Consider the following 14,339-nt stretch of genomic DNA (forward strand, 5'->3'; position numbering starts at 1 on the left):
CCCGCAGCTCCCGCTCCGGTTGCTGAGGCTCCTGTTGCTCCGGCTGCACCCGCAGCTCCCGCTGCACCTGCCGCTCCGGCAGCTGCTGAGGGCGAAGCATACGTGACCCCGCTGGTCCGTAAGCTCGCTAAGGACAACGGCATCGACCTGTCCACCGTCAAGGGCACCGGTGTTGGTGGCCGCATCCGCAAGCAGGATGTTCAGGCTGCTATCGCCGCTAAGGGTTCCGCTGCTCCCGCCGCTGCTGCTCCCGCTGCAGCTGCTGCTCCGGCTGCTGGTTCCGCAAAGGCACCGCACACCTTCGAGGTTTCCCCCAAGCGTGGCACCGTCGAGAAGACCGCACGTATCCGCCAGGTTATTGCAAAGCGTATGCGTGAGTCCCTGGACATCTCCACCCAGCTGACCCAGGTCACCGAGGTTGACGTGACCCGCATCGTTCAGCTGCGTGCAAAGGCTAAGGACGGCTTCGCTGCTCGTGAGGGCGCTAAGCTGACCTTCCTGCCCTTCTTCGTCCAGGCATCCGCTGAGGCTCTGCAGCAGCACCCCGCTCTGAACGCTTCCATGACCGAAGACTACAAGCAGATCACTTACCACGGCTCCGAGAACATCGCTATTGCTGTGGACACCCCCAAGGGTCTGCTGGTTCCGGTCATCAAGAACGCTTCTGACCTGGGCATTGCTGGCCTGGCAAAGGCTATTGGCGACCTGGGTGGCCGTGCACGTACCGGCGACATCTCCCCCGAGGAGCTGTCGGGTTCGACCTTCACCATCACCAACATTGGTTCCTTCGGTGCACTGTTCGACACCCCGATCATCAACCAGCCGAACGTTGCAATCCTCGGCACCGGTTCCATCGTGAAGCGCCCCATGGTTGTTAAGGATGTTGACGGTAACGACGTTATCGCTATCCGCTCCATGTGCTACCTGTCCCTCACCTACGATCACCGCGTGGTCGACGGTGCGGACGCTGGTCGCTTCCTGCACACCCTCAAGACCCGCCTGGAGGAGGCAAACTTCGAGTCTGAGCTGGGCCTCTAAGACCTGCATAGATTCAAGGAAGTTTCCTTGTGGCGGTGCCCTGATGGGTAACCGAGCGTAGCTCTCCGGGTTTTCCCGGACGGTGAGCAAAAAGGCGGCGGTTCCATCCACTTCGGTGGGTGGGGCCGCCGCCTTTTGTTGTGTCCGCGTTTCTACAGCGTCAGCTATACAGCGTCAGCTTCAGCTATGCAGGGACGGGCTCAGCGCGGGCTATCTCCCAGCCTTTCTCCCCGCGATGCAGGTCGAAGATGACTTTCTGGCGGGTGACGCCGTTTTCTTCGCTGAGTTTACGGGCTTCCTGCTCGGTTTTATCGGCGCGGTAGCCGGGCGCGGAGACTACCGCCATAACGCGGATGTTCTCGCTGTCGCGGCTGAGTTCTTCTGCAGTGTCAACGGTGAGCTCTGCGCCGCCTCGGGCACGGCGTTCTTGGTTTCGCTGGTCGATCAGGGCTCGTAGAATCTGATCGCCCTGAGCGCTTTTATCCTGTGCGGCTGTATCCTGCGCGCTCTGATCCTGTGTTTCCGTGCCGCCGGGCTCATGCTCCCCCGCTGCGTTCACAGATTGAGCGGATACGGGCTGCGCCGTTGCCGGGGCGTTCTGCCCGTAGAGGGTGAACCCGAGAGGCAGCGCAATAGCCCCCAGTGCGAGCGCGGCGAGTCCCAGGCGTGCAGCCAGTCCCAGGCGCGCGGAGGGGCGGGCGAAAGCACCGCGTAGCACCGTCAGGCGGGATGTGCCCGTCGCATCTGCGTTCTTTAGAGCGGGCGGCGCAGTCTTTGCGAAGCTTGCCGTGGGGCTCACAGTGGGGCTCAACGGCTTAGAACCTGCGGTAGCTGCGCGCCCCGATTTCTTCACGCCCGGCTTCTTCACGCGAGGCAGATGCTCTGCCAGGTAGCGTTGAGCCTTCTGCGCCTTTGAGAGCTTCTGTACCGGCGCGGGCTCCACAGCTGCGGGAATGAGGGCGCGGGCTCGTTCTGAACAGCTCAGGTAGACGTTGAGCGGGCGAGGCGGCACCTCCTCCGCCAGGGCGACCACGGAGCTGAGCCCTGCGAGCGCCGCCTCCTGGGCAGGTGCGTCCAGCAGGTATTCGAGGGCTCTGCCGAGGCGCTCAATCCACTCGCTACTGGGCGCCCCATTGGTTGCAATACCGCCCGCTCCCATGCGCTGTGAATCCATGCGCAGTGAGAGGGGTACGCGGGCGGTGGAGGGTTCCGGCGCGTGCCCGCAGGCGGCTTGCCAGAGCAGGGCTGCTGCGGAGCGTGCGTAGTTGCCCCGAGCGGCGGTGAGCTGTTCCGTATCTTGAGGGGCCGCTTCACGGTAGACAGCGTCAGGTAGCAGGAGTTTGGGCACTCCGGCGGCGCTCAGAGCGATGTATTCGGCGCTTAGTTCGGCGCGCCCCTCCCCCACCTTTTTGAGGCTGCCGAGCGCCCGGTGCAGGGTTCGCGCCAGGGTCATGAGCTCGGCGGGTGTCAGGGTGCGAGCGCGCAGGAGCTTGTCAAGGGTGCCCGCATCGAGGGGCTCGTACCAGAGGCACAGCTGATTGGCGCTATCGGTGCTCTCACCAGTAACGGCGTGGAGCTTGGCGAGTCCGGGCGCGTTACGTAGGGCGGCGGCTACCTGCGGGGTCTGGGCGTGCCGCTGAGCGGATACATCCGTGTTTTCCTCGAATCCGTACCCGTTGGCTGCCGCGCGCAGAGTGGGTGCGGCAGGAGCCAGCTGGGCGGAAGGAGCTGGCGGGATGGGCTGAGAAATGGTGCGCAGGGTGTAGCGTCCGGGGTGCGCGGAGGTTACGGAACGTGTAGCGGGCGCACTCTCGGTGGTTTCGCCCCGGTACTCGACAATCTGCAGAGTGGGTAGAGCCGGGTTGGCGATGCTTTCCAGAACGTGTGCTTCTTTGCTTCTCATACCATTATGTTACCAAATTGCATCAAATAATATCTTTAAGCACACTAAAATAGTTCAAGTACTCCAAAGAATAATTCAGGCATTTATCTGCTCATTCACCCCCTCCCCTTGAGCACACCCTCACGTAACATTCCGACGTGTTCGCTCATCACGTGATTCAGGGCGCCCTAATTTTCTTCCCTCCATTAGCAGTACTAAGGTAGAAAGTATGTCTGTGACGATTGAACGCGTGGGCTTCGCCCCGAACTATGTGAACTATGTTGAGTGCCTGGACGAGCAGTACCGCATCCACGATGAGGTGGCTAACCGCACCCGCCAGAATACGATTCTTCTACTTGAGCACGAGGCAGTGATTACCGCCGGTAAACGTACCGAAGATCACGAGTACCCCGCAGACAAGTCCACCCCCGTCGTCAAGATTGACCGCGGCGGCAAGCTGACCTGGCACGGCCCCGGCCAGCTGACCGGTTACCCGATTCTGCGTCTGCCCGAGCCCATTGATGTGGTGGCGTATGTGCGCATCATCGAGGAAATCATCATTAACGTCCTGGCTGGTCTGGGCATTAAGGGTGAGCGCGTTGAGGGTCGTAGCGGCGTGTGGATTCTGGGCGACGGCGTCACCCAGGACAAGAAGATCGCGGCACTGGGCATGCGCGTTTCGCGTAACACCACCATGCACGGCTTCGCGATTAACTGCTGCAATGACACTGCACCTTTCCAGCAGTTCATTCCCTGCGGTATTAGCGATGCGGGTGTTACCACCATTTCGGAGCAGCTGGGCCGCACCGTCACCCCCGCCGATATTTTGGAGCCGCTGGAGGCGGAGCTTCTGAAGTATCAGGACCGTCTGGCGGAGTCCTTCGAGCCCGTCGCGGCGCAGGACTAAACACCGGAGCCTGGACACCGGAGCTAGGTACAGCCGAGAGGCGCTGAACGAGCCGCGCATCCGGGCTTGTTCGTCATATACGAACATCAGTTTCACCTACGCCTGAGCGGGCGTAAAATAGAAGGTGGCCCACCTGTACAGAGGGCACACCGAGACCAAGGAGAAAACTTTTGAGTACCGCACCTGAAGGACGCAAGCTACTGCGTGTGGAGGCCCGCAACGCTGAGGTTCCCATTGAGAAGAAGCCTCACTGGATTAAGACCAAAGCTATCGTTGGCCCCGAATACAACGAGATGCGCGAGCTGGCTCGCGGTCAGGGTCTGCACACCGTGTGTGAAGAGGCTGGCTGCCCCAATATTTACGAGTGTTGGGAAGACCGTGAGGCAACCTACCTGATTGGTGGCTCCGAGTGCACTCGCCGTTGCGACTTCTGCAATATTGCGACCGGCAAGCCCGTCGCTGTTGACTATGCTGAGCCGTTCAAGGTTGCTAAGAACGTGAAGGTCATGGGTCTGCGTTACGCAACCGTGACCGGTGTTGCTCGTGACGACTTGGAAGACGGCGGTGCGTGGCTGTACGCAGAGACCACCCGCCAGATTCACAAGATGTGCCCGAACACCGGCGTTGAGATGCTCGTGCCCGACTTCAAGGGTGTTCCCGAGCATGTTCAGAAGGTGATTGACGCTAAGCCCGAGGTGTTCGCGCACAACCTGGAGACCGTCCCCCGTATCTTCCGTCAGATTCGCCCGGCGTTCCGTTACGAGCGTTCCCTGGATGTTATTACCCAGGCTAAGGAAGGTGGCATGGTCACCAAGTCCAACCTGATTCTGGGTATGGGCGAGACCGACGAGGAGATTTACGAGGCGCTGTGCGATCTGCACGATGCTGGTTGTGACATCATTACCCTCACCCAGTACCTGCGCCCCGGCCCGCTCTTCCACCCGATTGAGCGTTGGGTGAAGCCGCAGCAGTTCGTGGATTTTGCGAACATGGCTGAGGAGATTGGTTTCGCTGGCGTTATGGCGGGCCCGATGGTTCGTTCTTCGTACCGTGCAGGTCGCCTGTGGGCTCGTGCAATGCGTAAGAACGGCTACCCGATCCCTGAGAACCTTGCCCACATTGAGGGTGAGGGTGCAGCCCTGCAGGAAGCCTCCTCCCTGGTGGCTGCGGGCTACTAAGCCTTTTCAGAATCTTTCTGAGAGCGTTGAGGCTCCTCGAACCCGGTGTTCGTCCGGTGTTCGGGGAGCCTCCCCTTATGCCCCGCCCCTTGTGCGGGTAGGGTAAACTAGAAAAATTGCAGGCATACACTGCATCGTTACGTCACTATGGTTCCGTGAGCGTTTGAGGCGCTTCTCGGGGCCGCGGAAGAACCAGCCGAGGAAGAATCGTGGCAGATAAGCGCGAAGAGAAGAAAAAGAAGAAGGAACGCACTCCGGGCACTTTCGCCCAGATGAAGCAGGTCTACCAGATGACCAAGAAGTCCGACCCGAATATTGGTTGGATTCTGAGTCTGTCGGCTCTGGGCACCCTTTTGGTTTTCCTCCTCATCGGTATTGCTCTGGGTAACTGGGTTACTTTCCTGATTCTGGGTCTGGGCGTTGCCGCTATTGTGGCGATGCTTCTGCTGGGTCGCCGCGCGCAGACTGCGGCTTTTGCTCAGATTGAGAACCAGCCCGGTCGTAGTGGTGCGGCGATGAACTCTGTGCGCCGCGGTTGGATTGTTGAGGAGCAGCCCGTTGCTGCGAACCGCAACCAGGATCTGGTGTTCCGTGCGCTGGGCCGTCCCGGTATTGTGCTGGTGACCGAGGGCCCTCACAGCCGCGTGAATTCCCTGGTGAACACTGAGAAGAAGCACCTGAACCGTGTGGCTCCCGGTGTGCCGGTTCACGTGATTGAGACCGGTCACGATGAGGGTCAGGTTGAGCTCAAGGACGTTGTGAAGACCATGAATAAGCTGCCGAAGGCTCTGACTCAGCAGGAGATGCAGGTTGTTTCTGGTCGCCTGAGCACTCTGAACACTATGCGTAACCCGATGAATGGTCTGCCGAAGGGTGTTGACCCGATGCGTGCACGCCCCGACCGTCGTGCGATGCGCGGCCGCTAAGCGAGACGCTGATATAAGGTTTTGAAGGCTCCGGCTCTTCCCGTGTGGGGAGGACCGGGGCCTTTTGTTACGCCCGATTATTGCGCTGCTGAGGGCATTGATATTGGCTTTGCTACTGGCTCTACTGAGGGCGTTAGCATCTCTACTGTGTGTCGTGAGACAACCAAGATGTAACTCCTTTCCAGGATTTGTAACATTACCGAAACACGATAGTCACGCACGCGCAAAAAATAACCACTATGCTTGATATGTCACAGGGTTTTGCCCGCGGCCAAAAACTAAACCAAAGACTGAATGTGATGAGGGAAGATACCCTCCTGCACCGTCAGTCGAACAAGGAGCAGTCCTCATGTTTACCAGCCCCCAGGAAGTTCTCGACTTTATCAAGAACGAAGAAGTAGTCTTCGTTGATATCCGATTCACCGACATGCCCGGCGTGCAGCAGCACTTCAACCTGCCCGCTAAGGCGATTGATGACGATTTCTTCGTCAACGGCCAGCTTTTTGATGGCTCCTCCATTCGCGGCTTCCAGGGCATTGCAGAGTCCGACATGCAGCTGATTCCCGACGTTCAGTCCGCGTACGTTGACCCCTTCCGCATTGAGAAGACCCTGGTCATCATCTGCTCCATCGTGAACCCCCGCACCGGCGAGCCCTACCACCGTGACCCCCGCGGCGTCGCTGAGCGCGCCGAGGCTTACCTGCAGTCCACCGGCATTGCAGACACCGCATTCTTCGCATCCGAAGCTGAATTCTTCGTCTTCGAGGACGTCCGCTACCAGGTCGAGCCGAACTCCGTGTTCTACAAGATCGACTCCGATGAGGCACCCTGGAACACCGGCCGCAAGGAAGAGGGCGGCAACCTGGGCAACAAGACCCCCGTCAAGGGCGGATACTTCCCCGTCTCCCCCGTCGACAAGCAGGCTGATCTGCGTGACGCAATGTGCGTAGCAATGGACGAGGTTGGCCTTGAGGTTGAGCGTAGCCACCACGAGGTGGGCGCAGCCGGCCAGGCAGAAATCAACTACAAGTTCGACACCCTCACCAAGGCTGCTGACGACCTGCTGAAGTTCAAGTACGTCATCAAGGGCACCGCAGACGCATGGGGCAAGTCCGTGACCTTCATGCCCAAGCCCGTGTTCGGCGACAACGGCTCCGGTATGCACTGCCACCAGTCGCTGTGGCAGGACGGCGAGCCCCTCTTCTACGATGAGCGCGGCTACGCTAACCTCTCTGACACCGCACGCTGGTACATTGGCGGTCTGATTGAGCACTCCTCCGCTGTTCTGGCGTTCACCAACCCGACCGTGAACTCTTACAAGCGTCTGGTTCCCGGCTACGAGGCTCCCATCAACATGGTGTACTCGCAGGGTAACCGTTCCGCTGGTATCCGCATCCCGATTACCGGCACCAACCCGAAGGCTAAGCGTCTGGAGTTCCGCGCACCGGACCCCTCCGCTAACCCCTACTTCGCGTTCGCTGCTCAGCTGATGGCTGGTCTGGACGGTATCCGCAACCGCATCGAGCCGCCGGCACCGATCGATAAGGACCTGTACGAGCTGCCCGCTGAAGAGGCTAAGGACATCAAGAAGGCTCCGGCTAACCTGGAGGAGGCTCTGGCTGCTCTGGAGGCTGACCACGACTTCCTGCTCGAGGGCGGCGTCTTCACCGAGGACCTGATTCAGGCGTGGATTGACTACAAGCGTAAGAACGAGCTGGAGCCGCTCTCGCTGGTTCCGCACCCGCTTGAGTACCAGCTGTACTACGGCGTCTAATTCGCTGGCGTCTCATCTTTCCTTCTGAGCTTTGCCCAGCACCCGCACTGAGATAAGTTGCGGGGTGGGTTCTGGGGTAAGTTCTAGATAGCAGGCAACGGCCTATACGTTCCTTGGGGAGCGTATAGGCCGTTGTTGTGTGTTCTGAGGGCTTTCTGCGGGGTACGAGCTTACCGCACTATGTTTGGTGACGGTTCGTGTCTAATATTTTTCTGCCTCGATGAGCCTCGTGTGTCTTAGTTGCGCTTAGAGCGGCTCTAAGGGCTAAGCTGTTGGTGCTGGCGTTCCCTCCCTTTTTGTCGTGCAACCGGAGGGAACGCCAGTCTATTTTTATGCCCTCGCGTCACTTGCGGTATATCAGCCCCGCTAAGTCAGCCGCGCTTGGGTAATTCACGCTTGGGTAATTCACGCTTGGGTAATTCACACCTGGGTGATCCGCACCTGGGTGATCCGTGCAAGGGCCACATCATAAGATGCCATACCCGCTAGTCCCGGGGTTCTTCCTGCAGGGGCGTACAATGAAAGTGCGTGCGCCCGGCCGGCGGCACCTACGAATTCCGCGAGAAACGATACCGAATGCCGTGTTCTCCCCACCGCCCCTCCCACTCTCAGCATCAGCTAGGGCGGCTATCGCCGATGACCGACCGACCCGTCTGACGCCGCATCCACTGTAACGAGGAGAAATCTCATGGCATATCAGCCGACCATCCTAAACGGTGAAACTGTTTTCCGTAACGAAGTTTTTCAGACCGGCCTCATGTCCCAGCTGCTGGACGGCATCTACGATGGCGAGATGACCATCGGTGAGCTCCTGAGCCACGGCAACTTCGGTGTGGGTACCTTCAACGGCCTCGACGGCGAAATGGTCGTCCTCGACGGCGTCTGCTACCAGGTACGCCACGACGGCTCCGTGTCCCTGCCCGACCTGCGCCAGCAGACCCCCTACGCCGTGGTCACCAACTTCGTGCCCATGATTAAGCGCGAACTGCCGCTGAACCTGCTGCGTAAGTCTGCCTCGCAGATTCTGGATGACTTCACCGTCTCCAAGAACTACATGTACGCCATCAAGATTTACGGCGAGTTCGAATGGGTCCGCACCCGCACCGTCATCAAGCAGGAGAAGCCCTACCCGAAGATGGTTGCGGCCACCGAGAATGAGGACATTGTCCAGTTCGATAACGTGACCGGCACGATTGTTGGCTTCCGCACCCCGATCTACGAGCAGGGCATCTCGGTGCCCGGCTGCCACGCCCACTTTATCGATGATGAGCGCGTTCAGGGCGGCCACGTGGTCGACTTCAAGCTGCGCTCGGCAAAGGTCGAGATTTGCCCCGGTACCGGTCTGCAGCTGCACCTGCCGCTGACCCCCGAGTTCTCCTCCGCTAACCTCTCTCCCGAGGACCTGGCTGAGCAGATCTCCAAGGCTGAAAAGCACTAAGTTTCTTTCCCACCGGGATACAGCAACGGGCTATATTACCGAAGGAGCCGCCCTCTACTGTTCTGTAGAGGGCGGCTCCTTCGTGTTTATACGCGCTGTAAAGGGCGCTTACGCCTCCGGCACGAACTCACCGTGGCCGCGCTCGCGCAGGGCGGCACGCACCTTCTCAGCGGCCGCATCCAGCTCTTCGGCAGTTGCATCTTTCTTCGCGTTAGCGGGATCGTAGTCAGCCATGCCGTCAGCCGGGAACAGGTGGATGTGGGTGTGCGGCACGTCGAAGCCTGCAATCACCAGAGCCACACGGTCCTTATCAAACGCCTGATCCAGGGCACCAGAAATCTTGTGCGCCACAGCGAACAGGTGCGCTGCCAGCTCAGCCGGCAGGTCGGGCCAACGGTCGACCTCAGCGCGGGGAACGAGCAGCAGGTGACCTTCCGACAGAGGCATGATGTCCATGAACGCCACGCATTGATCGTCCTTCCAGACGAAACGACCCGGGATTTCGCCATCAATAATCTTGGTAAAAATTGTGCTCACAATACTCTCCTTCATGCGCCGTCATCGGCGCGTTTGAAGCTCAACGGTCAGGCTTACGCCTCAACCTCAATACTCTCACCGGGGTTCAGGTGCTTCAGCTCAGTGCCGTACTTCGCACCGAAGTTCGTCACCAGGCCTTCAATAATGCCGGTGCCATTCTGATTAATCATGCCGTTGTGAATCGGAACCACACGCTGCGCGCCGGTCGCAATCACAAAATCGATGACTTCCTGAACCTTCGACCAGGGGGCGTGAATCGGCACCAGGACGGTATTTGCACGCACGCGGTGAGGAACCACCAGCGAGTCACCCGGGTGGTACACGGCACCGTTAATCAGGTAACCAACGTTAGCGATGGTCTGAATCAGCGGGTGAATCAGGGCGTGCTGACCGCCGTAGGTCTTCACCTCAAAACCGGGGATGCTGAACTCAGAATCAGAGGAAACAACGGTAACCTCGGCAGCAGGCACAGCCTCCTTGATGACCTGGGCTACAGCCTCGGGAGCCCAAATCTTCAACGGGGTCTGTGACTCGGCACGCTCAGCAATCAGCGGCAGCACCGACGGGCCATCAAAATGATCCGGATGCGCGTGGGTCACGAACAGGTAATCGGCGCCTTCCAGCGCGGTGGCGTGTTCGCCTTCTGCAGCAAAGTTGCCGGGGTCAAGAACGAGGGTGCGCCCCTCATTCTCAAGGCGGATACATGAGTGGGTGTACTTCGTCATTTTCATAGTTTTAGTCTACCGCGAACCTCCGCACCCGCCCGGCGGCGGCTTCAACTTTTGAGATAAAGCGCAAATCAACCACCTTTTGAACGCCTCTAGTGTAAAGTCGTAAGACAAGATCGACCACACAATGGGGCGGATTTCCGCCCCGAAAGGTTCAGCAATGGACACTCATATTCCCGTACGGAGAATTACGAAGCCCGCCGAAGCCCGAAATACCCGCCAGCGTCGCATCATCAAGGCGACCATGGAAGAGCTCGGCGATTTCATCTCAGCACAGGATCTGCACCTGACCCTCGCGAACCGCAAGGAACAGGTCTCTCTCGCAACCACCTACCGTGTGCTGCAGTCGCTGGCTAACGCCGGTGAGCTCGACTCGGTCAAGGGCGTTGAGGGTGAGACCCTGTACCGCCACTGCCAGGTAAAGGACCATCACCACCACCTGCTCTGCCGCCGATGCGGCACCGCCATTGAGCTGGAAGCACCCGCCCTTGAGGACTGGGCACTGGCGATGGGTAAGCAGCACGGCTTCTCGGAGCTGGAGCACGTGGTTGAAGTGACCGGTTACTGCCCGGACTGCACTTTGGCACGTCGCGAGGAAGAATCGCAGGGCGGCGCTGCACGCTAACGTTGCAGGCTAAGCCGCACCCCTCACCTGCTGAGGGGCTTTCCTTCACCGGAGAAAATCCTTCTCTGGAGGAACAACGAGAGGGCGTCTTTATAGATCTTCGGCGCCACTACAGCACGACACACAGGGCATCTGGACAGAGCAATCTGGACAAGGCAACACAACGCCACGCAGACTAAGCCCACGCCGCACGGAGATATCCCCCTTCACAGCAGGACATCCCCCTTCACAGCGGCACCTATGCACGACAACGCAAGAGCCCCACCTCATTCCCGAGGCGGGGCTCTTGCTATATGTTCTATGCCTTCTCAGCCAGCTGGCGGCCCGAGGCGCTATGGCGACGCTTCACGCCACCAATCACACGGCACACCACATAAATCAGGAAGGAAATACTGGTCACGTAGGGGCTAATCGGCAGCGAACCGGCAAGAGCCAGCAGAATACCGCCCACAATGGACGCCTCCGCGAACAGCACCGACAGGATCAGGGTGCGTACCGGAGAGGCAGTCACCTGCATCGCCGCAGCCGCCGGAGTAATCAGCAGCGCCAGCACCAGCAGCGAACCAACCACCTGCACCGACAGCGCCACAGCAATACCCAGAATCACCATGAACACCAGGGATAAAAAGCGCATCGGCACGCCCTTAGCGCGCGCCACCTCCGGGTCCAGGGAGGCGAAGCTCAGCGGGCGCCACACCATCACCAGCAGGGAAATAATAACCACCGCACCAATAATCATGGTGTGCAGCTGGTCGGCGTCCACAGACACAATCTGACCGGTCAGCAGACCGAACTTATTCGCGCTACGGCCCTGGTACAGGGAGAGGAAGAGAATACCCAAGCCCAGGCCGAACGGCATGAGCGCACCAATGACCGAGTTCGAGTTACTCGCCTTAGAGCCCAGAAAGGCAATCAGCAGAGCCGAGGCAATCGAACCGACCATAGATCCGGTCACCACGTCATAGCCGAGCAACAGGGCAAGGGCGGCACCCGCGAAAGACATTTCAGAGACGCCGTGCACCGCAAAGGCATGGTCGCGCATCATCACGAAAATACCGACGAAACCACCGATAAGGCCCAGCACAGCACCAGCAAAAATAGAGTTCTGCAGCATCTGCAACAGCTCGCCGTAGCGGTCAAAAACGAAGATACGGGAGAGCAAATCATTCTGCGCGGCGGCAACCGGAGCCAGAGCGGGGAAGGAAGCAAGAATGGTCATCGAGTGGTTCCTCCCGGAATGTGTAGAGTGCGCTGCGGTTCGGAGAGACCAGACTTCAGGTGGGAACCGTGAATGTTCTGGTCGGTGCCCTCAATATGGCAGTGGTCGCTGGCGTGAGTCTCACCCACCACCACGTAACGGCCATTAGACTTGAGCACGCTCACCGGGGTTCCGTACAGGGAGGTGAGAGTCTCGCTGGTCATGACCTCTTCCACCGACCCGACCGTGAAACGACCGTTCGCCAGGTAGAGCACACGATCCACATGCTCAATGATGGGGTTGATTTCGTGGGTCACGAACACCACCGCCACGCCGCGTTCACGGTTGAACCGGTGAATCAGCTCAGCCACCGCGTACTGGTGGTTGAGGTCCAGGGAGAGTAGCGCCTCGTCAGCCAGCAGAATCTTCGGGTCGTTCGCAAGCGCCTGGGCGATACGCAGGCGCTGCTGCTCACCGCCGGAGAGCAGACCCACCGGCACGTTCGCGTACTCGGTCGCACCGACGGCTTCGAGGAGCTCGTCAACCTTGGCGCGGTATTTGCGGCCGTGCAGGCGGATGCCCCAGCGGTGCCCGTCCACGCCAAGTCCCACGAGGTCGCGGGCGCGCATCGGGGTGGAGGTGGGGATGGACTTCTGCTGCGGTACGTAGCCGACGCCGGCGTTGCCCAGGCGTGCGGGTTTGCCGAGCACGGAGATTTCGCCGGCGTTGAGTCCGGTCAGGCCGAGAACGACTTTGAGGAAGGTGGACTTGCCGGAGCCATTGGGTCCGAGCACGGCGAAGTATTCGCCTGCGCCGATGTCGAGGGTTAGATCTTTCCAGAGGGTGCGGGTCCCGAAAGCGAGGCTACCCCCGCGAATGGAAATCGCGGGGGCGGCACCGTTATTGTTGTCAGTCACTTAGGAGAGCGCCTTTTCGAGGTTGCTGACGTTGGTCTTCATCCATGCCAGGTAGTTGGTGTTTTCCGGCAGGGTTTCGGTGAAGGATACATAGTTCACCGAGGCGTCCTTAGCTGCCTGCAGCACCTCGTTGGTCTGGGAGGTGGAGGTCTGCTCGTTGTAGGCGAGCAGCTGGACCTTCTTCTCGGTGACCATGTCCTTGGTTTCCTTCAGGACGAGGGCGGGGACGTCGTTGCCGGCTTCTGCCGCCTCAGCGAATTCGCTGGGGGTTGCGTTCTCTGCGCCGGTGGAGGAAATCAGGTAGTCCGGCACGGGCTCGGTGGACAGGTACTTCTTGCCTTCACCGGCGATTGCCTTAGCTGCTGCGTCCAGTGCGTCCAGTTCCTTGGAGAAGGTGGATGCGTTGGTGCGGAACGCCTCAGCGTGTGCGGAGTCGAGGCCTGCGAGCTCTTCAGCGATCTTCTGGGCGACCTTCTTCATGGTTTCGAAGTCGTACCAGAGGTGCTCATTGAACTCGTGTGCGTGGGCGTGGTCGCCGCCGTCTTCGTGGTGTTCGCCGCCGCGGTGGTCCTCGACCAGGTGGGTGTATTCGGCGTCGGTGAGCTTGCCGCTGACCTTGACCGCGTTCACGATCTTCTGGGAGGCGTTGTCCTTGCCTGCGAGGTCTTCGAGGAACAGGTCGTAGCCTGCGCCGTTGATGACGATCAGGGATGCGTCCTTTGCCTTGAGACGGTCGGCGCTGGTGGCTTCGTAAGAGTGGGGGTCGGTGCTGGTGGAGGCAATGAGCGCGGTGACCTCAATGTAGTCGCCGCCAACCTGCTTGGCGATGTCTGCGTAGACGTCGGTGGAGGCGACGACCTTCACCTTGCCCTTGTTAGAGCCAGCCGAGGAGGACGAACCGGAGGAGGTCTTGTTCTCGGTTGCGCAGCCTGCCAGCAGCAGGGAGGACGCAGCGAGTGAGCCCATTGCGGTGAGGAAGTGCTTGCGGGTGATCTTCGGGTGCGACATGAGGGCTCTCTTTCGGTTCGTTCTAGTCTGTAGGTTCCTTAACTACATCATGCGCACACCCGTATAAACAACTCTTTATTGGTGTCATTTGGGTGCTGTTAGGCAACCCTTTTCCCTGTCAGTAGCTTATGCAACAGGGATAGTTAGCTCAGCCTACTGCGCTCCCCCACCGCTACTTTATAC

The 14,339-nt window shown here is 59.6% G+C and carries 13 protein-coding genes; 7 read left to right on the forward strand and 6 right to left on the reverse strand.

Going from position 1 to position 14,339, the window contains the following annotated elements; all coding sequences use genetic code 11:
* Positions 1-1,038, forward strand: a 1,038-nt coding sequence (sucB, locus tag HMPREF2710_RS02855; protein WP_070599426.1) for a 2-oxoglutarate dehydrogenase, E2 component, dihydrolipoamide succinyltransferase, incomplete at its 5' end; no start/stop codon positions are given.
* 184 nt (positions 1,039-1,222) lie between these two features.
* On the opposite strand, the gene HMPREF2710_RS02860 is transcribed toward sucB, so the two are convergent.
* Positions 1,223-2,941, reverse strand: a complete 1,719-nt coding sequence (locus HMPREF2710_RS02860; protein ID WP_070543743.1) for a peptidase — start codon at positions 2,939-2,941, stop codon at positions 1,223-1,225.
* A gap of 184 nt (positions 2,942-3,125) precedes the next feature.
* Between HMPREF2710_RS02860 and lipB the strand changes: the two genes are divergently transcribed.
* The 5 genes from lipB (at position 3,126) to budA (ending at position 9,143) form a co-directional block, all read left to right on the forward strand.
* On the forward strand, positions 3,126-3,827 hold the full coding sequence (gene lipB / locus HMPREF2710_RS02865; RefSeq protein WP_256387948.1) for a lipoyl(octanoyl) transferase LipB: 702 nt from the start codon (positions 3,126-3,128) through the stop codon (positions 3,825-3,827).
* A gap of 170 nt (positions 3,828-3,997) precedes the next feature.
* Positions 3,998-5,005 (forward strand): lipoyl synthase, encoded by a 1,008-nt coding sequence (gene lipA / locus HMPREF2710_RS02870; RefSeq protein WP_049347251.1) that lies wholly within the window; start codon positions 3,998-4,000, stop codon positions 5,003-5,005.
* 209 nt (positions 5,006-5,214) lie between these two features.
* Positions 5,215-5,931, forward strand: a complete 717-nt coding sequence (locus tag HMPREF2710_RS02875; RefSeq protein WP_049358567.1) for a DUF4191 domain-containing protein — start codon at positions 5,215-5,217, stop codon at positions 5,929-5,931.
* Between the two features lie 349 nt (positions 5,932-6,280).
* Positions 6,281-7,705 carry a type I glutamate--ammonia ligase gene (gene glnA, locus HMPREF2710_RS02880; protein ID WP_005508615.1) on the forward strand — a complete coding sequence of 475 codons (1,425 nt, stop codon included), beginning with the start codon at positions 6,281-6,283 and terminating at the stop codon, positions 7,703-7,705.
* A gap of 688 nt (positions 7,706-8,393) precedes the next feature.
* A complete protein-coding gene (budA, locus tag HMPREF2710_RS02885; protein WP_049361918.1) occupies positions 8,394-9,143 on the forward strand; it encodes an acetolactate decarboxylase in 750 nt (249 codons plus the stop codon).
* 108 nt (positions 9,144-9,251) lie between these two features.
* On the opposite strand, the gene HMPREF2710_RS02890 is transcribed toward budA, so the two are convergent.
* Both HMPREF2710_RS02890 and HMPREF2710_RS02895 read right to left on the reverse strand, forming a co-directional pair.
* Positions 9,252-9,680, reverse strand: coding sequence for an HIT family protein (locus HMPREF2710_RS02890; RefSeq protein WP_049358565.1), 429 nt, complete (start codon positions 9,678-9,680; stop codon positions 9,252-9,254).
* Between the two features lie 53 nt (positions 9,681-9,733).
* Entirely contained in the window at positions 9,734-10,411 is a 678-nt protein-coding gene (locus tag HMPREF2710_RS02895; protein WP_049358563.1) for an MBL fold metallo-hydrolase, read from the reverse strand.
* Positions 10,412-10,568: 157 nt separating this feature from the next.
* Here HMPREF2710_RS02895 and HMPREF2710_RS02900 point away from each other — a divergent pair, with 157 nt between their 5' ends.
* Positions 10,569-11,033, forward strand: coding sequence for a Fur family transcriptional regulator (locus HMPREF2710_RS02900; protein ID WP_049342169.1), 465 nt, complete (start codon positions 10,569-10,571; stop codon positions 11,031-11,033).
* 298 nt (positions 11,034-11,331) lie between these two features.
* On the opposite strand, the gene HMPREF2710_RS02905 is transcribed toward HMPREF2710_RS02900, so the two are convergent.
* The 3 genes from HMPREF2710_RS02905 to HMPREF2710_RS02915 are packed head-to-tail and all read right to left on the reverse strand — an operon-like array spanning position 11,332 to position 14,156.
* The gene (locus tag HMPREF2710_RS02905; protein WP_049358560.1) at positions 11,332-12,252 is read right to left on the reverse strand and encodes a metal ABC transporter permease; all 921 of its coding nucleotides are present in this window, start codon (positions 12,250-12,252) and stop codon (positions 11,332-11,334) included.
* Positions 12,249-13,148 (reverse strand): metal ABC transporter ATP-binding protein, encoded by a 900-nt coding sequence (locus HMPREF2710_RS02910; RefSeq protein WP_070599428.1) that lies wholly within the window; start codon positions 13,146-13,148, stop codon positions 12,249-12,251. Before HMPREF2710_RS02910 ends, HMPREF2710_RS02905 begins: the two co-directional genes overlap by 4 nt.
* Positions 13,149-14,156, reverse strand: coding sequence for a metal ABC transporter solute-binding protein, Zn/Mn family (locus HMPREF2710_RS02915; RefSeq protein WP_012903249.1), 1,008 nt, complete (start codon positions 14,154-14,156; stop codon positions 13,149-13,151).
* Between the last annotated feature and the right edge of the window lie 183 nt (positions 14,157-14,339).

Source organism: Rothia sp. HMSC069D01 (assembly GCF_001810135.1).
Taxonomy (GTDB): Bacteria; Actinomycetota; Actinomycetes; order Actinomycetales; family Micrococcaceae; genus Rothia.